Raw genomic sequence first — 20,613 nt, forward strand, 5'->3', positions numbered from 1 at the left:
ATTGATCAAGATTGAAAATGACAAATATCAAGCAGAAATAAACGAGGTTGGAGCAGAATTAACACATTTTGTGCTTAAAGATGTCAATTATGACTTAGTTTGGAATGATCCAGACGGCTCAATTTGGAAACGCCATGCACCAATTCTTTTCCCTGCTATTGGTCGGTCAAATGAGGGCAAATACCTACTGAACAATAAATTTTATAAGATGAAACAACACGGCTTTGCTCGTGACTACCGGTTCGACGAAGTTAAGCGGTATGGTTCTGCTAAGGTAGAGCTGGTGCAACATGCGACGCCTGAAACTAAAAAGGTTTTTCCTTTTGCATACGTATTGCGTGTCATGTATGAGCTCGTTAGTGCAGGTTTGAAAATCAGTTTCACTGTAGAAAATCCCAATCAAACAATAATGCCGTTTGCATTAGGCTTTCATCCGGGCTGGAACATTAAAGGTTTTCTGGAAGAATACAGTATAGAACTTGAGGGTAGTTCTACCCCTGTTGCAAGATACGGTGTGGGTCCAGTACCTTTTCGCAATGGCATGATTGCACCGTTAGCCGAGGCAAACTTTAATAAAATTCCGCTTGGTCATAGTTTCCTAGATCAGGGCTTGGTCATTCTGGATGTGCATAACGCTAATTCAGTCTTACTAAAACGCAAGCCTGACAGCAATATTTTGCGGATTAATATTAAAGATTTTCCGTACTTAACTTTATGGAGTCCAGAAGGCAAAAACGCACCGTTTGTTTGTATTGAGCCATTTGCGGGATTGCCGGATAAAGCCGGAGAACCAGTAGATTGGTATCAAAAATTGGGCAATAATTTGCTTGCTCCGGGAGAAAGCAAACATTTTGAAACGGTCATCGGAACATTTTAACAAGTGATTTTTACTAATAAAAAAGGCAGCCTAACAATTAGTTAGGCTGCTTTTCTTAATGGGATAGTTGTATTAAAGAGGTATCTTCTAATACCAGTGATGTGTTAGCCAGAAGTTCTTGGCATTAACCCATGAACCATAACGACCGTAAACGTATCTGTCAGCGGTTCTTTCTTGGTTCTTCTTAGAATAATTACCGTTCAGGTAAGCAATGTTTAATTGGTATTTGCCATAACAAACACCGTTGCGTGCGTAGTAATTACCGCCTGATTCACGCATAGCAATCCATCTTTTAGCTGCACGTTCAGCTTTTGACATCTTACGAGCGGCTTGTACAGTTTGTGTACACGAGCCGGTGTTAGTTGTTTCTACCGCAGTGACAAAGCTAAATGAAAGCGCCAGTGCTGTAATTAACTTAAGTATTAAACTTTTACTGTTCTTCAATATATTTCAATCCCCACAATTAACTATATTAATTCTATGGATAATAATACACAGTCAATGTGTCATTGTTGTTACAGAAAGAACACGCAACTCTTACAATATTTTTTAAAAATTTAATAATTTTGCCACTATTGAAAAATAAAAGCAGCCTAACTATAGTAGTAGTCTGCTTTATTTAAATTTTACTTTTTTGCAACATTGACGGCGCGAATATAGCGATTTTTAGCAATGCGGTAGTATTTTTTGCCTTTAATGCGGTAAGCTTTGCCGTTGATTTTGACAATCGTGCCTTTCTTGAGTTTCTTCTTCGAAACACGCTTTCCTTTGTGGGTATAGCGATAAGATGCTTTTCGCAATCTTACTACTCGTGACTTAGATTTCTTGGAAGTAGAAGGTTTAGTAGTGTTACCAGAAGAATTAGAGCTGTTTGCATTACCAGAGCTTGAGTCGCCACTTACGAGGTGACCAGTCTTCTTGTAGTTAGCAACGGCATCATTAATCTCTTTAGTTAGAGTATCAACACTCTCTTGAGTTGCACCCATGCCATGTGCTGCGTAATAGCGGTTACACATCTTGGTACCCCAGTCATTATCTGCTTTAGATAATTTGGAAAAGTCAATGTCGTCAGTATAGTGTGCAAAGGCATCATCTAATTTATCAGTATTTGCGACAGGTACATCAGGATTGTTACTATCTACAGGATGAAAATCGGCAGATTTCAGATCCTCGTAATCTGACGTATTTTGTACTAAAACAACATTATCAGACGGATAGTCAATTTCGTGCCAGCCTTCGTAGTTAACATAGCCTTCTGCAATTTGTCCGCCACCAACGTCTTGTAACAGCTGGTTACCGGGAATACCACCAATTTCAAGAGTTAAATAAAACGGCTCGCTTGGGAGAGAGGTGGGTGGAATATTATCATTACTTAGTTCACGTACTACTTTAGTGCCAGCAGGATAAACTCGACCTGATGGTCCTTTTAAAGCATATTTTAAAGTACCATATTGTAGCCAAACTTTGGTTCCTTGATGGTTGGCAGAAACAGTTTGAATATTGTCAAAATTAAAGACTGCCGTCATTGGTGCAGCCAGACTTAACGCGGCAATTGTCGCAAAGATTATGCGTTTATTCTTCTTCATTTTTTCACTCCTTATAATTATTATTTAGAAACGTTGACCTTACGGATATAACGGTTTTTACCAATACGGTAGAAGGTCTTGCCCTTAATGCGGTAGGTCTTGCCGTTAATCTTGACATATGAGCCTTTCTTAAGCAGTTTCTTAGATACACGTTTACCCTTGTGAGTATAGCGGTAAGATGCTTTACGCAATCTTACTACTCGTGACTTAGATTTCTTGGAAGTAGATGAGCCAGATGAATTAGTGTTGCCACTAGTTGATCCGCCATTACTGTTAGAAGAATTAGATGAGCCAGAATTACTGTTATTGCCAGAATCTGAATTGCCACTTACGAGGTGACCGGTTTTCTTGTAATTAGCAACTGCATCATTAATCTCTTTGGCAAGATCATCGACAGTTGATTGTGGAACACCCATGGCTTTTGCTGCAAAATAACGGTCTGTAAAGTTGTAAACAGCGTTACGATCTTTACCTGAAGAAGGCAACTTGCTAGAGACTTTTGTTAACTCATGATATGCTACTTCAAGATTGTCAATGTTTGCACAAGGAACATCAGGGTTACTACTATCTACAGGGTGAAAATCACTAGATTTTAAGTCAGTATAATCTTCGGTATTTTGTACTAATACAGTATAATCTGATGGATAATCAATTTCATGCCAATCTTCATAATTAACATAAGTTTCGGCAATTTCACCACCGCCAACGTCTTGCAATAATTGATTGCCGGGAATACCGCCAATAACAAGTGTTAAATAAAATGCACGACCGTGCATTGAAATAGGTGGTTTAGCATCGTCACTAAGTTCACGTACCACTTTAGTCCCCGCAGGATAGACATGACCTGATGGCCCTTTTAAAGCATACTTTAAAGTACCATATTGAAGCCAAACTTTGGTTCCTTGATGGTTAGCTGAAACGGTTTGAACATTGTCAAAGTTGAAGACTGCAGTCATTGGTGCAGCCAGACTTAAAGCGGCAATTGTCGCAAAGATTATGCGTTTATTCTTTTTCATTTTTTCACTCCTTATAATAAAAAATTAATTGTTTCACAGGCAGAAAGGCACCTAACCGAACTGGAAGTAAAATACTATCTTTTTCTATCAGTATACTACATGAAAGTACCGTAATGGTAATTATTATGTGAAAAGCAAGTCCTAACTGCAATTAAATTTTAATGTTATTTCCATATATGTCTGTTAAAATTGATAATAACTATTATTTTAGGAGGTAAATATGGCTGCTAAACATTTTTATGAAACTTTTCACCCTGAACACTATGATTTGTTCATAGACATTAATCGGGCACAGAAAACTATTAACGGTACTTCAACAATTACAGGTGAGGCACTTGAAAATACTATTTTAATTAATCAGAAGTATATGAAAATTGCTTCTGTTACCAGTGCGGGCAAGGATGTACCGTTTACTGTCAATGAGGACAAAGAAGCAATTGCTATTGAACTGGGTCAAACCGGCAAAGTCAGAGTTGAGATTAAGTATTCGGCACCGCTGACTGATTCTATGATGGGAATTTATCCGTCATACTATCAAGTTGATGGTGTTCAAAAACAGATTATCGGTACTCAATTTGAAACAACAGCTGCACGTCAGGCTTTCCCATGTGTTGATGAGCCAGAAGCCAAAGCTACTTTTTCTTTAGCACTTAAGTATGATGAGCATGAAGGTGAAACTACGATTGCCAACATGCCGGAAGTTAAAGTTGAAGATGGCGTGCACTACTTCGAACAAACCGTTAGAATGTCCAGCTACTTGATTGCCTTTGCTTTTGGTGAATTACAATCAAAGCTTACCGAAACCAAAGACGGCGTTAAAGTAGGAGTTTTTGCGACTAAAGCACATCAAGCAAAGGAATTAGACTTTGCTTTGGATATCGCAAAACGGGCAATTGAATTTTACGAAGAATTTTACCAAACCAAGTACCCGCTGCCACATTCTTGGCAATTGGCGCTGCCTGACTTTTCTGCCGGTGCAATGGAAAACTGGGGCTTAGTCACATACCGTGAAGTCGCAATTTTGCTTGATCCTGATAATGCTACTCCTTATCAAAAAGCGTATGTGGCAACGGTTATCGCTCACGAATTAGCGCACCAATGGTTTGGCGACTTAGTTACCATGAAGTGGTGGGATGACTTATGGCTCAATGAAAGTTTTGCCAACATGATGGAATATGTTTCAGTTGATGCTTTGGAGCCGAGTTGGCATGTTTGGGATAATCTTTACCAAATTTCTGAGGTGCCAGCAGCTTTAAAGCGTGATGCCACTGATGGTGTCCAATCCGTTCACGTTAATGTAGAGCATCCAGCTGATATTGATTCGATTTTTGATAGTGCGATTGTTTACGCTAAAGGTTCAAGAATGTTGGTTATGGTACGGGCACTCTTAGGGGACGATGCTTTGCGTAAGGGACTTAAGTATTACTTTGAGCAGCACCAATATGGCAACGCTACGGGTGATGACTTATGGAATGCTCTTTCGACTGCCACCGATTTAGATATTGGTAAGATCATGCATACTTGGCTTGATCAACCGGGTTACCCTGTTGTTTCCGCTAAAGTAAACTCAGCTGGTCACTTAATTTTGAGCCAAAAGCAGTTCTTCGTTGGTGAAGGCAAAGAAGTTGGGCGCAAGTGGGCTATTCCTTTGAACGCAAACTTTGAGGCACCGCAGATTATGTCTGAACGAGAACTGGATCTGGGAGATTACCAAGAATTACGCAGTGCAGCTGGTCATGCTTTGCGTGTAAACGTAGGCAATAGTTCACACTTCATTGTCAATTATGATGAAACCTTGATGAACGATATTATGGCTGAATTTAAGCAGCTTAAACCGGTAGATCAATTGCAATTATTGCAAGATTTAGGACTTTTAGCAGAAGGCAAGCAAATTTCATACGCTGAAATTGTCCCGTTGCTGCCGAAATTTGCGGATTCCAAATCATACATTGTCATTAGTGCCTTGTTATCTAGTATCCGTTCATTATTTAAATTTGTTACACCTGATTCAGCTCAAGAAAAAGATTTGAAGGCGTTTGTTAATAAATTAGCCCAAAAGCAAGTTGAACGTTTAGGTTGGCAAGCAAAAGATTCTGATACAGATGATGATAAGAGAATTCGACCACTAGAAATAGCCTTAGCTTTGTATGCCGATAATTCTGCTGTGATAAAAGCTGGTCACCAAATTTTTGTTGAGCACGATCAAAACTTAAACGAAATTGATGCTTCAGTTAGGCCGTATGTTTTAATGAATGAAGTTAAAAATTATAATAAAGCGGGTCTAGTTGACCGTTTGCTGAAAGAATATCAAGCTGCCATTGATCCTAACTATAAGGACGATCTTACTGATGCTATTACCAACACCAAGAATCCCGCTGAAATCAAGAAACTTATTGAGAATTTTGAGAATGCTGCAGTTGTTAAGCCTCAAGATTTGCGTTCTTGGTTTGCGAATGTCTTAGCTAATCCAAAAGGCGAACAATTTGCTTGGGACTGGTTACGGGACCAATGGTCATGGCTCGAGAAAACAGTCGGTGGTGATATGGAATTTACCACTTATATTACTGTGGCTTCAAACATTTTCCATACTGAAAAGAGATTGGAAGAATTCAAAGAATTTTTTGAGCCAAAGGTTGATCAGCCGGGTCTTGGGCGTGAGATTAGAATGGATACCAAGAATATCGAGTCCAAGGTTGACGTGATTAATGCTGAAAAGGATGCTGTCAATCAAGCAATTAAAGCTGCTCTTTAATAATTAAAATTTAAGTAATATATTAATTATATATTCAAATATTATTTCAAAAAGTTGGTAAGTCAATACTTTAAAGGCATGATTTACCGGCTTTTTTAATGCTATTACTAACTTCAAGCTTTAAAAAAATAATACTAAATTTGAGTGCTTTTAGTTGTGGCAGAAAATAAAAAATGCTATATTCTAGCATGAAAGAGCTTACAAATAAGTAATGATATTTCATACGGAAGGAGTTGTAAGTAATGAAAAAACGATGGTCTAGATTGTTAACAATCGGAGCAGGCGTGTTGCTCGGCTTGGGGAGTGCACAGGCAGTCAAGGCTGCTGATGAATCACCAGCTAAACCGGGATATACACTTGATTTTGATGATGAATTTAACGGTCCAACTTTAGATAAGTCAAAGTGGACTGATTATTATTTACCTCATTGGACTGCTGATCCAGAAACTGCGAAGGCAAACTATCGCTTTGAAGATGGCAAGTTGATAGAATATATTGCTAAAGATCAGAAACCTTGGTCACCAACTTTGGATGGTACGGTCAAATCAAGTGCGATTATGTCGTTTAATAAGAATTGGATCCATAATTTCAGTGGCAATAGTCAGATCTTAAGTAACCAGAAAGAGTGGCAGGGTTATGTCACAAAATATGGTTACTTTGAAATTCGTGCCAAACTTTCCGATGTTGGTGGCGGTGGTCACCAAGCTTGGTGGATGGTTGGTATGCAAGATGATACTAATGACTGGTTTAATTCCAAGCAAACAGCCGAAATTGATGTTTTGGAAACTTTCTTTAGAAGACAAAACACTTGGCGAATTGCGGCTTTTGGCTGGAACGATCCGTTCTTTGAAAACCAATGGGAACTATTTGAAGATCCTGTTCCAGAAGGAAACCCAACAAAGGAATACCACACCTATGGTCTTGATTGGGAACCGGGGTCATTAAAGTTCTACTATGATGGCAAACTGTATAAGCAAATTAATCAGGCACCAGATTACCCAATGGGTACAATCTTGAATATTTATACTGATGCCGGTTCTGGTAAGGGGAATGATATCTTCCCTAAATCATGGTCAATCGACTACTTCAGAGTTTACAAGAAAAGCGGTGGCTATGATCTGCCAAAGACAACGCTGCAAAATTCTGCCAGCAAGAAGTATGTCACTTTAGATCCTAATTCTGCTGCAGTGCAGGTTACCTCTGAGCCAACAGAATATTCGACATGGCAATTAGTGCCAAAGGGCCGCTACTTCTTAATTCAAAATGTTGCTACCAAAGAATTACTCCATATTGAAGATATGAAGGACTATGTAGAACATGGCAAGGTACCAGCTACTCATTGGAGCGCGCAATGGCAAAAGATTACTAAGGATAACCAAATTTATTTTGTCAATCGCTGGCAGCCAAATAAGACACTTGCGGTTGATTCAACGAGTAGTAATTTGCAAAATAAAGATTTTACCAGTCCAACTGCAGACAATCTCTGGAACAATTAGTTCAAAACTAAAGAAAATTTAGCTAAAGTCATAAAAATAATAGTCAAGGTTAAAAGGAAAATAATTATATAAGCAAAAATTCCTAACAGATTTGTTGTTAGGAATTTTTTTATTTTGTTATAAATACTGGTTAACAATATTTTCAATTAAGTTAATAGTATTGCCGTAAAAATAGTTGAGGTTGGTATTTTCAGGATCAGGCACTCCGCTGCCACTGTCTACGACAAAGGCAAGGTCGCCAATGTTGGCATAAGTGCTGTGCGGTGTAGCAGTGATGGTAATGATATTGCCCCCATCTTTTTTACAACCTGCAATTTTGATTAAACCATTTTTATTTTCTCCTGATTGCGAGAATGTAATCAAAGTGTGGGGCAATTGGTCAGACGCAATTGAAATTTCAACGCCATCAAGATCGACACCATAAATTCTTTTGAGTAGGAGCTTGCGGTAAGTGTAATTAACCAGAATTTTGCAAAAGCCCTCACCAAATAAATAGGTTCTTTTTTCCAGCTTGATTTTCTGAAAAAAGTCGGCAACTACTTCATTACCTACATTACAGTGGACATACGGCAGATTGCCATAAGTTTTTAACGGCTGATTTTTATACCGAGAAGAAAGAAAAAAGATAAATTCTTTAAAATTGGCAAAACCTGCCCGCTTGACCAATCTGCTGATTGAAGCAGTAGAAAGATAGTTTTTCTTAGCTATAAAGCGAATATCTAAATTGTCGTTTGCGGTAATTGAATCAATAATCGATTCAATCACTTTAATATCTTGGGGACGCAAATGATTATTAGGAAATAACCGGTCAATTTGGAAGATTTTGGTCATTTATTATATCACCCTGAAAATATTTTCCTTTTTTGAAAATCACATCATAATTCGAGTGATTTATTGTTATTACACTTTCATTATACTATATTAACTTTGTTGAAAGAAAGCGTTTTAAATAATTTGAAAGGCGTGTGTGCATGAAGCAAGTTGTTATTAATGCCGATGATTTTGGCTATTCACTGGCTGTAAATCGAGGAGTTATTAAAGCGTATAAAGATGGGATGGTTTCTTCTACAACACTTATGGCGAACATGCCAGGTTGTTTAGAGGCAATCAAGTTAGCAAGTGAAAACAAAGACTTAGGAGTTGGTTGTCACCTCAACATCACAACGGGTAAACCCATGACGGACGCTAAGTCACTAGTTGATGAAAACGGCGAATTTTATCATTTGGCCGGCTATAAAGAGCATCGCAGTGAAATGGATCCGGAGGAAATTTACCGTGAGTGGTGCGCGCAAGTCGATTTCTTATTAAGTAAAGGAGTGAAGCTGACTCATTTAGATAGTCACCACCATGTTCATTCTTTTCCTGAGAACTTAGCTCTTACTCAGCGTATTTCTGATAAGTATCAGTTACCGGTTAGAAATTGCTACGGTATCGAAGATCAAGTTAAGTTGTCATATCAAAGAGGAATTGCCGGTTTTGATGATCTGATGAATTACCCGCATATTCGCAGTTTGGTTAAATCTTATCATGCGGATCAAGAGCAATGTTTAATAGAAATACAAGCTGTTCTTGATCGCCTGCAAGACAATCAAATAACTGAGTTTATGGTTCATCCCGCATTTGTGGATGAAACACTTTACTTTGGTTCTTCATTTAATATACCCCGAATTAAAGAAGTGGCAATTCTTTGCGATTCGGCTTTTAAACAGAAGCTGCAAGAAAATCAGGTAGAAGTGATTCCATATCCTAATTTTTAAATAAAAAAGTGTAAAGGAGGCAAAATTATGAAGGGTAAGTTTATGAAGTCCGCGAATGTATTTTCGCGGGCAATAATTCAACCCGTTATGTTTATGGCGGTAACTGGTATTATCTTATCAGTTTGTGCCATTTTGAAGTTGGACTTAATGCCGACCGTTTTGAAAGATACCGGTAATTTTATTTACAATATTCTCTCAAGCGGTATGATCGGACAATTAAGTTGTATTTTCTGTGTAGGTATCGCTGCAGCTTTAGCTAAGCCTAAATATAAAACTGATGCTGCTATTTTAGGTATCGTTACTTATTTAATCTTTTTGTTCGCCAACAACTCTTGGCTGCAATTGACTCACCGTTTGGCTAAGCCAAACTCTCAGGGACTATATGGTACTGGACAAAACATGGTTTTCGGTATTCAAGTCACTGATATGGGAGTTTTCCTCGGGATTATTTTAGGAATCCTAGTAGGCTGGATGGTAAATAAATGGGGTAATATTAAGCTCCATAAGTATTTATCACCTTATGCAGGAACAAAATCTGTTTACATTATTTTAGTATTTGTCACAATTCTGTTCGCAATTGCGATTACTTATGTTTGGCCAGCAGTTAACTGGGTCATTGAAAACATTGTTAAGGTAATGTCAACTACGGGATCCATTGGGTTCTTCCTCTATGGACTTTTGAACCGTTTGCTTTTACCTGTTGGATTGCACCACTTCTTATGGATGCCTTTGTTCTACACTCCACTTGGTGGTACTGCCAGAATCGCCGGCAAACTATACACTGGTGCGTTTAACATCTGGCTAGCTGAATTAGGTAACCCAAGTCATATTACTGCAATGCACCAATCTATTGGTTATCTATCTAACTTTGGTTCAATTTCATTACCTATCGGTATTGCTTTTGCTTTCTGGAAGATGGCAGAGCCGAAGAATAGGCAAAAAGTTGCGGCTATCCTAATCCCAACCGTTACTACAGCCTTTTTAGCAGGTGTTACTGAACCTTTGGAATTTATGTTCCTGTTCTTGTCACCATTACTATGGCTGGCTCACTCAGTTGTTTACGGAATTAGTCTATTTTTGACAAATATTGTTGGTATCGATATTCAGTTTGATACCGGTATTAATATGATTATTAACAGTTTTGCCTTTCCGGCAAGGCTGGGACACCAGTATCTCATACCAATAATGTTTGTCGTCACGGGTTTACTTGAATACTTTGTCTTCGTCTTTATGATTAAGCGTTTCAACATTCCAACTATTGGACGTGCTAATGCTGACGAATCACTACTTAATGGTGCAGAAAGTGAAGATGAATCTGTTCAAGAGGCAGAAGAAGAACTTGCTCAAAGTGACAGTGATGCAGAATCTGCAGACACTGCAAAATTTGATAATCAAACTAAAAATATTGTAACTGGTCTAGGTGGTCCAGAAAACATCGATGAAATGGTTAATTGTTATACTCGGCTTCGTGTTGATGTTAAAGATACAAGCAAATTGGATATGGATCTATTGAAGCAAAAGACCGGTACTAAAGGCGTCATGCAAGATGGTCATAATATTCAGATTGTATTTGGAGTCGATGTCGAGAGTATTCATGATAAAGTCGATGAATATCTTGATTATCTGAAAAAACACCCATCCCAAAGCGGAAAGTAACATAGGAGGCTTATTGAAATGGCAAATAAATTTGTAATCATTGGTGGCGGATCAACTCAATCACCAAGTATCTTGGAAGTTTTACGTCAACGCTCTGCTGACTTGGATATGAACCAACTGGTTCTATATGATACTGATGAAGAAAGAGTATCTCTTTTAGGGCAATACACCAAAATGTATTACAAAGAGACAGGTTCACCGGTTCATGTTTCTTATACAACCAATCTAGAAGAAGCTCTGCAAGATGCCGACTTTCTCTTTATGCAAATTCGTCCAGGTCTAAATAAACAACGGGCAATAGACGAAAAAATTTGTATTCGTAATGGCGTTATTGGACAAGAAACTTGTGGACTTGGCGGTTTTTCCTTCGCGATGAGGGTAATCCCAGATATTATTGCTATCATCAAGAAGGTTAAGCAAATTTGTCCAAATGCGTGGATTTTAAATTACACTAACCCTGAAGCGATTTTATCAGAAGCAATTTACCGCGAATTTCCAGAAGCAAAAGTTATTTGTATCTGTGATATGCCAATTTCAATTGAGGGCGCAATTGCACAATACTTCCACAAAGATTTAAAAGATATTACCTTTAAATACTTTGGCATGAACCACTTTGGTTGGTGGACGTCAATGATTGATGAGAATGGTAAAGACTTGTTGCCACAACTGCGTGAAGATGTGCAATCCGGTAAGATTGACACCCTTGCACAATGGAATGACGAAACTCTTGATGACCAATATTGGATTGATACGTACAAGCGTATGATTACCATCTTCAAGCGTTTCCCTGAATATTTCCCTAACTGCTACCTGCAATATTACCTGATGCCTGATGTAATGATGGCTGAATCAGATGTTAACTTCACACGTGGTGACTGGGTAATGCAGGGACGTGAAAAGAGAATCTTCACAGAATGTCGTCGGGTTTTAAAAGCCGGCACAGCTAAAGGTTCTTCACTTAACTCCGGTGTTCACGGCAACTATATCGTGGATATTGCCAACGCAATTATCCATAACACCCGCGAGCGTTTCACTGTTAACCAAAAGAACAATGGCGCAATATCTAATTTTGATACAGATGCTGTTGTAGAAGTGCCGGCATACATTGGCAGTATGGGTGCAGAAACCATTAGTATTGGTAAGATTCCAACTTTCCATAAAGGACTGATGGAACTGCAAAAGGCTTATGAGAAACGGACAGTAGACGCCGCTCTGTCTGGTTCATATCAAGTCGCTTTAGAAGCAGTTGTTCTTAATAAGACTATTCCAGATTATCACGTTGGTAAAAAGGTTTTGGATGAGTTATATGAGGCCAATAAAGAATACTGGCCAGAATTGCACTAATGTGTTTGAAATAAAAATCTAATTACTAAAAAGATTAGCTTTAACTTTAGTTATTGCTAGTCTTTTTTATGTGAGTAATAATTTTGGGGAACAAAGAAAAAGACTAGCTTTGAACTGAAAGCTAGTCTTGCAACGTAATATTTTGACTTATTTGTCTAAAATTTAGTCGTAAATAATAACTGGCTGGTGCTTACTTACATTGCGCCAGACTTGTTTGATTTCTCTAGGCTTAATATTAATGCAGCCATGTGAACCGCCTCTTAAATAAGCTTTTTTACTCCAATCACCGCGCCAACCGGCATCGTGAAAACCACAACCAGTTAAAGTAAATGGCATCCAGTATCTGACTGGTGAAGCATATTTAGAGCCGTCATTATTGCGCCCGCGTAAAACCGCATGACCTTGTTTATAGTGAATATACCAGACTCCTTGAGGAGTGCGGTTATTTTTATTACCGTCTTTTGTTCCAGTAACTACGTCATTAAGGTGAACGACCACCTTGCCTTTACGCACAATCCACATTTCCTGCTTTTTGATTGAAACTACAATATAGTCATTGCCTATGCCATGATTGCTTTTGCCGTAGCCTAAACCATAAGTGCTGTAGCCAAGACCATAAATATAGTTCTTGCCGTCCAGATTTTTAGTTCCGCTTAAAAATGCTTGTTCTACGGCTGTTTGGGCTCTTTTGACGTGTACGCCCCAACCATAGCTTTGATTTTTAACAGTAATTTTCTTTCCTGCTGTTTTATTACCTTTTGGCACCGCAAATTTGTAACTCTGGTGAATTGTTGACACTTCTTGGTCAATTTTATTCAGTTCCGCCGTTAAATTTTCGGAATTAAGAAAACTGTACTTGCCTTTTTTATAAATTGCTTGATTAATTAACTTTTGTGCTTTGAGCTGATAATCTTTGCCGGCAACATGATAATTAACTACAGCGTGACTGACTGCGTGCATCTTTTTGTTTGCGGCATCTAAATCAGTATTGCGGTATTCATAAACTTGTTTGTCAGGCATAGTTGTATGTTGCTTTTTAAAATAATTTGCAACATCCTGCTTTTTGATAGTGTCAATATTGGGATCGCGTTCAATCGCAACTTTGCCGTTTTCCAAAGAAACGATATTATTCGCTTTCCGATTAATCTTGGCAGTTGCTTTAGTAATTGTTAAGTTTCCAACTTCGACGCCATAAATATTAACATTAGGGTTAAAATGATTTGTAGCGAATGCTTTGGCCTGCTTTTGCGATTCAACATGATTATTATATAGAACCACGCCAAAGACAACTGCTAGAATTAAGATTATTCCAATAATAATCAGAAACAAGTTATTGCGGTTATTATATTTTTTTAAGTTTCTTTTTGATTGCATAGTCCTACCACCGTCAAACGTAATTTCAAAAAATAATTGCGGTTACAGTTTACCATCTATTGCGGCTCTAGTAAAATGCAAGCTTTAAGAAAAATTTTTAGGAGGGATTGCCAAATGGAAAACGACCCATTAGTATTTGATGTTAACATAGCTAAAGATAAACCTAATTCTTACCGTAAAGTTAAAAATAATTCCGGCTGTCCCTTTTGCGATCCCGCAGGGCTCACTCATATTTTTAGGCGTGAGGGTGGCATGATTTGGCTGCTTAATAAGTATTCCACACTCCATGACACTTTCCAAACGGTTCTGATTGAATCTAGCAAACATCAAGGTGACATTACTTCTTATTCAGTGGACTATAATCGGGCTTTAATGCGTTTTTCGCTATCTTGCTTTAACCAAGTGAACAATTCTGGCAAATTTAGGTCTGTCTTATGGTACAAAAATTATGGTCCGCATTCTGGTGGTTCATTAGAACATCCCCACATGCAGATAGTAGGATTAAAAAAGCTGGACGGCTATCAATTCATTAGACCCAGTGCTTTTGCCGGCATCACTTTATATCAACATAATGGTTTAGAAGTTAACGTTTGTACTCATCCCGTTCAAGGCTACATCGAACTCGATTTTAACCTGCTTGAAGAAAGCAGCATCGATGAGTGGTCTGACTGGATTCAGAGTGGGGCAAAATACATGCTGCAAGTTTTGTCAAATGGCAGGTGCGATTCTTATAATCTGTTTTTCTATCCGCGCAGCGATCGGGGCATTTGTGCGAAACTAATTTCGCGTTTTATTGTGTCACCTTATTTTGTCGGTTATAAATTATCGCAGGTAGACAATAGAGAAAAGTTAATTATAGAAGCGAATAAGTTCAAAAACTTTTTTGCTTCCGGCTCGATTGTTCAAGCGTAATTAGCAGCAGACACTAATTAAAAGCATTTAAGTATTTTTAAAATTCACTAATAGCGACGCTAATATTTGCGACAAATAACTGTAAGCAATATAATAGCAAGGTGTTTTTTTAAGGAGGACTTAGATGCGTAGAAAAGAAACTAAGAACCTGGCTATTACAGCCATATTTGTCGCAATCTTTTTATTGCAAACTTTCATCCCTAATATCGGTTATATTCGAATATTGCCGACACTTCCTGCTATCACAACTGTTCCCTTGACTGTTGCCGTTTATTCTCTAATTATGGGACCAATAGCCGGGACTTTCTTTGGTATTTTCTGGGGTATTGCCCGTTTGGTACAGGCTTATACCCAGCCGGGAGATATTGTGAGTTTAATGCTCTTTCAGAATTTTGTTATCGCCGTGATTCCAAGTGTCTTAGCGGGACTATTCCCCGGACTAATTGGCAAATTAACCGTTAAAAAGAAAAACCGTTTTAAAGAAGTAAGTTATACCGCCGCTGGTGCTATTACTTCTTTGACCAACACCATTTTTGTAATTTTGTTAACCAGCCTTATTTTTATAGGTAATCCCGCTCAACTAGTAGGGCACTTAGGCAATTTTAGCCACGGCACGCCTTTGATAAAAGCTTTAATAATTGCTTTAGGCATGAATGGTCTGGTTGAAGCGGTGTTTACTGCAGTGGTGACACCGATTATTGTTACCCCGCTCAATAAGGTTTTAGCTCGACTAGGGTAAACCCAGTAAATTTTTAAACAAAATTTAATATTTCTTGTTTACCAGTAGCATCAACGAAAAAAGCTGCTATAAGTCTTTCAATTTTTGAAAGGCTTATTTTTTTGTTGACAATGTTGAGTAGTTAAATTAGTGTATTAGATAAATAGTACACAAGTATTACAAAGAGGATTATACAAATGACTGAAATTTTACGAGTAGATCAAGTCACTAAGACATACGGCAAGCGGGGCGAAAAGCAGTATCAGGCTCTCAAAGGAATTAATTTTGCGGTCAATTCAGGCGAATTTGTAGCAATTATGGGTGCTTCTGGTTCTGGTAAAACTACGTTGCTCAATATCTTGTCGACTTTAGATAAACCAACAACAGGCAATGTTTTTATTAATCACGAAGATAACAACACGCTAAATGCTAATCAGCTGGCTGATTTTAGGAGTCAGCAAATTGGCTTTATTTTTCAAGATTTCAATCTCTTGGAAAATTTAACTAATCGCGAAAACATTGCTTTACCTTTAAGCTTACAGGGTATTTCTCCCAGAAAAATTGATCCGCTGGTTGACAAAATTGCGACTAGGTTAGGGATTAGAGAAATATTGGCTAAATATCCTGCTGAAGTATCTGGTGGGCAAAAGCAGAGAGTGGCAGCTGCTAGGGCGTTGGTGCATGAACCGGCAATTTTGCTTGCGGACGAGCCAACTGGCGCCTTGGATTCAAAGAGCGCCAGCGAGTTGCTTTATACTATGGCTGATTTAAACCAAAACGATGGTATTACCACTCTGATGGTTACGCATGATCCGTTTGCTGCCAGCTTTGCCAGTCGCATTTTATTTATTAAAGACGGCCAAATTGGTGAACAAATGTTGAAAAATGGGCAGTCGAGGCAGGAATTTTATCATCTGTTAATTGATCACTTAGATACTGATGAATAAGGAGAACAAAAATGATTTGGAAGTTGTCCTTAACGGGAATCAAGAGTCGCTTTAAAGATTACGCGGTTTTGTTTTCCGGCTTGGTTGTTGCCAGCATGATTTTTTACATGTTCCTCACAATCACCATTAATCCTACTTTTATCAAAAATGATATTGCAGCACCAAGTAACTATGTCCGCTTTACCTTTGGTTTTGGTATTGTCTTGTTGGTCATCATCACTGCGGTTTACCTGGTTTATGCCAACTCTTTTTTACTGAGCATGCGCAAACATGATTACGGCATGTACATGATGCTCGGAGCTAAGAGTACTAAAATCGGGGCACTAATTTTTCTAGAAACTCTGATAACCGGTATTTTTGCCACAATAGTTGGTATTATGCTGGGCGTTGGTCTGACCGCTATTGTATCGCAGCTGCTGATATCTCGTTTAGGCTTGACGGTGAAGCATTTTGCCGTTATTTTACCCAATGCTATTATCTGGACGATTATCTTCTTCATTTTCATCTTCTTATTTGGTGCTTTGAAAAATGTCCGTAAATTAACCAAGACGCCGATAATTGAATTATTGCGTGATGACCAAAAGCCGGTCGCCTACAAGCGTCAGCCGGTCTTGCACTGGATTCAAGGAATATTGGGTCTGTTACTTTTAGCTGCAGGCTACTTTATTCTGGGTCTTCCAGGCGGTGCTATCTTATTTATTATTCCAGCAGCGCTAGTGACCATAGTTGCCGGTTCATACTTCACATTTAATGCTTTTTTCAGTGCCTTAATTGGGTTCTTGCTTAACCGCAGAAGCTTTTCTTATCATGGCATCCGGGTATTTACTTTAGGCCAGTTGAAGTTTCGGCTGCATGATTATACCCGAATTTTAACCGTGGTTTCACTGCTTTTTGCCTTGGCACTTGGTGCTATTACTGTGGGACTTAATTTTGGCACCCTCAGTGAGCAGCTTGAAGGCAATTTTTATTATGACACCACTATTATCAGTGACTCTCCCAAAGTTGAGCAGGCTAAAAATAAGCTAACTATTACCCGTAAGCAAACTTATCATTATAAGGAACAGGGCAAGTATTTATACTTTAACCGCAGTGAATTTAATAATAATCCAGTTAAAAACGTCAAGTTTTACATGAAAAATGGTCAGCCCGCCTACAAGACGATCAACTTGCCTACTGAAAAATTAGATGTGCCAGCAACGTATGCCAATAATGCTTTTGGCGCTATGGTTCCTGATGGTATTGCTAAAATCATTCGCTTGGTTTCACCTGAAAAGTGGGCACAGAAAAAAGGGCAGAATAAATTTGTCAGTTTCGTAAATGTGAAAAATTTCGATCAAGATTACCCCACCATCTTAAAATTACAAAAACAGCAGTTAAAAGAAAATTCTGCTTATGAGTATATATATACTTCGAGCAAGGCTGGCAGTTACCAGTTAATCAAGAATTTCAGCAGCGGGTTTGAATTTATGGGCTTCTTTTTAGGTATTGCCTTTCTAACCATGCTGGCTTCAACCCTGATGTTCAAGGTGCTAAGTGGTGCAGCCAGTGACAAAGTGCGCTACCAAATGTTATTTGAAATTGGCACAAGGGTAAAGGTATTGCGTCAATCTATCAGAAATGAGATTGGAGTGCTGTTTCTTCTGCCCGGTGTATTGGGCGTAATCGACGTGCTTTTCGGGTTAAGACTGTTTAAATTGCTTTTACCGCACCCCTACCAGAATTTATGGATTCCGTTTACAATTTTTATCGTGCTTTATCTGATTTATTACTTATTAACAGTGAAATTATATGAAAAAATTGTGCTTGCACATGAATAAAATTGGGGCAGTAATTAATACAAGTTTGTTTTTAGTAAAAGAAAAGGAGCAGTAATGATTTGGAAGCTATCCGTGACGGGTATTAGGAATAGGCTGAAAGACTATCTGGTATTATTTTCCGGCTTGATTGTAGCCAGCATGATTTTCTATATGTTCTTGTCAATTGCTACTAACCCTGTATTTATTAGTAAAGATGTCTACGGTAGAACAGCATACCTGACGTATATTTTTACCTTTGGCATTATTTTGTTAGTAATCATTACATCTGTCTACCTAATTTATGCCAATTCATTTTTGTTAAGTATGCGTAAACATGACTATGGCATGTATATGATGCTCGGGGCCAAAAGCACGCGGATTGGCTTACTAATTTTTTCTGAAACTCTGTTAACCGGCTTTTTAGCAGTTCTACTGGGAATAATACTGGGGCTCGGGTTGACCACAATAGTTACCAAGGTGCTGGTAGGTAAATTAGGGCTCGAAATTACGCACTATAAGGCAATATTACCCAGCGCAATAATAGGGACTTTGCTTTTCTTTGTTATTATTTTTCTCTTGGGTGCACTGAGCAATGTGCACAAACTTACACATACTCCGGTAATTGATCTTTTACACGAAGATCAAACTCCCATTAATCTTAATCATCATCCAGTTTTGCGGGGAATTGAAGCAATTTGCGGTGTGCTTTTGCTGGCTGTCGGTTACTATGTAATGACTTTGTCCACCAGATATATTTACTTTCTTATACCCACCGCTTTAGTAACAATTATTGCTGGTTCTTTCTTCGTCTTTAATAGTGTCTTTACAGCTATAATTAATTATTTACTTAATAAAAAATCTTTTTCATATCGTAGCATTAATGAATTTACTCTTGGGCAGTTGAAATTTCGTTTGCAAAGCTATACCAAGATATTAACTATGATTTCAATTCTGTTTGCTTTGGCACTAGGTGCAATCACAGTAGGGCTTAATTTTGGCTCCATGAAGGATGAGACGCAAAAAAGCATTTATTATGATGCTACAATTGTTAGTCAGACGTCAGCAGTTAAAAAAGCAGAAGCTAAGTTAACCATTACTAATAAGCAGACTTATCACTACAAAGAAAAGGGGATGCACCTCTACTTTAACCGCGCGGAATTTGAAAAACAGCCGCTGAAAGAAATAGAAATCTATTTTCATGACAATCAAGACAATTTACCTACATATAAAGTGAAAACACTGGTTACTGCCGAACTGGATCAACCGGAAACAGCTGCTAACAGCATTTTTAGCCAAATGGTGCCTAACGGCATTCCTAAGAAAATTAAGCTAGTTTCACCAAAAAGGTGGAATACACTTGGTGGTCAGAAAAAATTCGTCAGTTATATTAAAGTTAAAGACTTTGCCCATGATTTTCCAGTAATTAAACAAATTCAAAAACAGCAACTAAGGGAAAATCGCAATTACCAAGATATATACCTTTCTTCCAAATCATATAACTATAATAATATGATTGGCTTTACCAGTGCTTTTGAATTTATGGGCTTTTTCTTAGGAATAGCATTTCTGACCATGCTCGCTTCGACGTTAATGTTTAAAGTTTTAAGTGGTGCGGCCAGTGACAAGGTGCGCTACCAGATGCTACATGAAATTGGAGCCAGGCCACAATTATTGCGCAGTTCGATCAGAAAAGAAATTGGTACTTTGTTCACCATGCCTGCAATTTTAGGCATAATAGATGTCCTTTGTGGCTTACAACTGTTTAAAACATTGCTGATATCTCCATACCATAATATCTGGATTCCATTCACAATATTTATTGTGCTTTATCTGGGTTATTACTTGTTAACAGTTACGTTATATCAAAAGATTGTCCTAACAACTGAATAATTTTAGGGTGAGTTCCCAAAGTTAGATTAGAATTTTTAATAATTATTTTGTTAAGGCTTGATGTCGATATTCAATCGGCGTCAAGCCTTTTAATCTGCTCTTGATTCTTTTATTAATGTAATCACTGATTGCCCTTCTCCAATTCGATTAAGTTTTGATGGCAATCCCCCGGACTATAAAGCATTTCTGCTTTTAAGAACTCAAAGAAGTTCTTTGTTGAGTCCGTGATCCAGTGATAAGTTTATCCCCGAAAGCATGTAACGAATGCAGGAGGGTAAGTAGCTGGGTTCTGGTTTGTGAAAGTTAAAGTGGGCAGCCTAGGCTTTCTTTTAAAAAAGCAAAAAAGCAATCCACTGGATTGCCTAGACGTCTAGTACGCCTCTTTTGCATGCAAAGATCGCACTTTATTTCTTCTACTGAAATTATAGCATAAGAACACATGAGAGAATAGTGAAGTACGCCTTTCGATCCTCCCCGAAAAAAGGTGATAGC

The 20,613-nt window shown here is 38.2% G+C and carries 16 protein-coding genes and 1 pseudogene; 11 read left to right on the forward strand and 6 right to left on the reverse strand.

Going from position 1 to position 20,613, the window contains the following annotated elements; all coding sequences use genetic code 11:
- The first annotated feature begins 1 nt into the window (after position 1).
- On the forward strand, positions 2–877 hold the full coding sequence (locus DLD54_RS01045; RefSeq protein ID WP_109917939.1) for an aldose 1-epimerase family protein: 876 nt from the start codon (positions 2–4) through the stop codon (positions 875–877).
- A gap of 87 nt (positions 878–964) precedes the next feature.
- Here DLD54_RS01045 and DLD54_RS01050 read toward each other — a convergent pair whose 3' ends face one another.
- The 3 genes from DLD54_RS01050 to DLD54_RS08870 form a co-directional block, all read right to left on the reverse strand.
- Positions 965–1,324 (reverse strand): aggregation-promoting factor C-terminal-like domain-containing protein, encoded by a 360-nt coding sequence (locus tag DLD54_RS01050; RefSeq protein ID WP_038520922.1) that lies wholly within the window; start codon positions 1,322–1,324, stop codon positions 965–967.
- 179 nt (positions 1,325–1,503) lie between these two features.
- On the reverse strand, positions 1,504–2,463 hold the full coding sequence (locus DLD54_RS08865; RefSeq protein WP_233559185.1) for an SLAP domain-containing protein: 960 nt from the start codon (positions 2,461–2,463) through the stop codon (positions 1,504–1,506).
- A gap of 20 nt (positions 2,464–2,483) precedes the next feature.
- The gene (locus DLD54_RS08870; protein WP_233559186.1) at positions 2,484–3,479 is read right to left on the reverse strand and encodes an SLAP domain-containing protein; all 996 of its coding nucleotides are present in this window, start codon (positions 3,477–3,479) and stop codon (positions 2,484–2,486) included.
- 220 nt (positions 3,480–3,699) lie between these two features.
- Here DLD54_RS08870 and DLD54_RS01065 point away from each other — a divergent pair, with 220 nt between their 5' ends.
- Positions 3,700–6,231 carry a M1 family metallopeptidase gene (locus tag DLD54_RS01065; protein WP_109917940.1) on the forward strand — a complete coding sequence of 844 codons (2,532 nt, stop codon included), beginning with the start codon at positions 3,700–3,702 and terminating at the stop codon, positions 6,229–6,231.
- Between the two features lie 242 nt (positions 6,232–6,473).
- Entirely contained in the window at positions 6,474–7,727 is a 1,254-nt protein-coding gene (locus tag DLD54_RS01070) for a glycoside hydrolase family 16 protein (protein WP_109917941.1), read from the forward strand.
- A gap of 117 nt (positions 7,728–7,844) precedes the next feature.
- On the opposite strand, the gene DLD54_RS01075 is transcribed toward DLD54_RS01070, so the two are convergent.
- Entirely contained in the window at positions 7,845–8,558 is a 714-nt protein-coding gene (locus DLD54_RS01075) for a MurR/RpiR family transcriptional regulator (RefSeq protein WP_046326633.1), read from the reverse strand.
- A 140-nt stretch (positions 8,559–8,698) separates the two neighbouring features.
- On the opposite strand from DLD54_RS01075, the gene DLD54_RS01080 reads away from it, so the two are divergent.
- From DLD54_RS01080 to DLD54_RS01090, 3 genes are read left to right on the forward strand one after another with little or no spacing between them, the layout of a single operon-like run.
- A complete protein-coding gene (locus tag DLD54_RS01080) occupies positions 8,699–9,484 on the forward strand; it encodes a carbohydrate deacetylase (protein WP_109917942.1) in 786 nt (261 codons plus the stop codon).
- Positions 9,485–9,511: 27 nt separating this feature from the next.
- Positions 9,512–11,140, forward strand: a complete 1,629-nt coding sequence (locus DLD54_RS01085) for a PTS transporter subunit EIIC (RefSeq protein ID WP_109917943.1) — start codon at positions 9,512–9,514, stop codon at positions 11,138–11,140.
- Positions 11,141–11,158: 18 nt separating this feature from the next.
- The gene (locus DLD54_RS01090; protein WP_038520944.1) at positions 11,159–12,484 is read left to right on the forward strand and encodes a family 4 glycosyl hydrolase; all 1,326 of its coding nucleotides are present in this window, start codon (positions 11,159–11,161) and stop codon (positions 12,482–12,484) included.
- Between the two features lie 162 nt (positions 12,485–12,646).
- Here the strand turns inward: DLD54_RS01090 and DLD54_RS01095 are convergent, their stop codons facing one another.
- Positions 12,647–13,858, reverse strand: a complete 1,212-nt coding sequence (locus DLD54_RS01095) for a L,D-transpeptidase (RefSeq protein ID WP_109917944.1) — start codon at positions 13,856–13,858, stop codon at positions 12,647–12,649.
- Between the two features lie 114 nt (positions 13,859–13,972).
- On the opposite strand from DLD54_RS01095, the gene DLD54_RS01100 reads away from it, so the two are divergent.
- The 5 genes from DLD54_RS01100 (at position 13,973) to DLD54_RS01120 (ending at position 20,121) form a co-directional block, all read left to right on the forward strand.
- Positions 13,973–14,770, forward strand: coding sequence for a DUF4931 domain-containing protein (locus DLD54_RS01100; protein WP_109917945.1), 798 nt, complete (start codon positions 13,973–13,975; stop codon positions 14,768–14,770).
- Positions 14,771–14,894: 124 nt separating this feature from the next.
- Positions 14,895–15,509, forward strand: coding sequence for an ECF transporter S component (locus DLD54_RS01105; RefSeq protein WP_109917946.1), 615 nt, complete (start codon positions 14,895–14,897; stop codon positions 15,507–15,509).
- Between the two features lie 176 nt (positions 15,510–15,685).
- Positions 15,686–16,435 carry an ABC transporter ATP-binding protein gene (locus tag DLD54_RS01110; RefSeq protein ID WP_109917947.1) on the forward strand — a complete coding sequence of 250 codons (750 nt, stop codon included), beginning with the start codon at positions 15,686–15,688 and terminating at the stop codon, positions 16,433–16,435.
- Positions 16,436–16,446: 11 nt separating this feature from the next.
- The gene (locus DLD54_RS01115; protein ID WP_109917948.1) at positions 16,447–18,252 is read left to right on the forward strand and encodes an FtsX-like permease family protein; all 1,806 of its coding nucleotides are present in this window, start codon (positions 16,447–16,449) and stop codon (positions 18,250–18,252) included.
- Positions 18,253–18,306: 54 nt separating this feature from the next.
- Positions 18,307–20,121 carry an FtsX-like permease family protein gene (locus DLD54_RS01120; RefSeq protein ID WP_109917949.1) on the forward strand — a complete coding sequence of 605 codons (1,815 nt, stop codon included), beginning with the start codon at positions 18,307–18,309 and terminating at the stop codon, positions 20,119–20,121.
- Between the two features lie 42 nt (positions 20,122–20,163).
- Here DLD54_RS01120 and DLD54_RS08970 read toward each other — a convergent pair.
- Positions 20,164–20,329: pseudogene (locus DLD54_RS08970) on the reverse strand (IS3 family transposase); the annotation flags it as partial.
- Positions 20,330–20,613: the final 284 nt, after the last annotated feature.

The organism is Lactobacillus helsingborgensis (assembly GCF_003173695.1).
GTDB lineage: Bacteria > Bacillota > Bacilli > Lactobacillales > Lactobacillaceae > Lactobacillus > Lactobacillus helsingborgensis.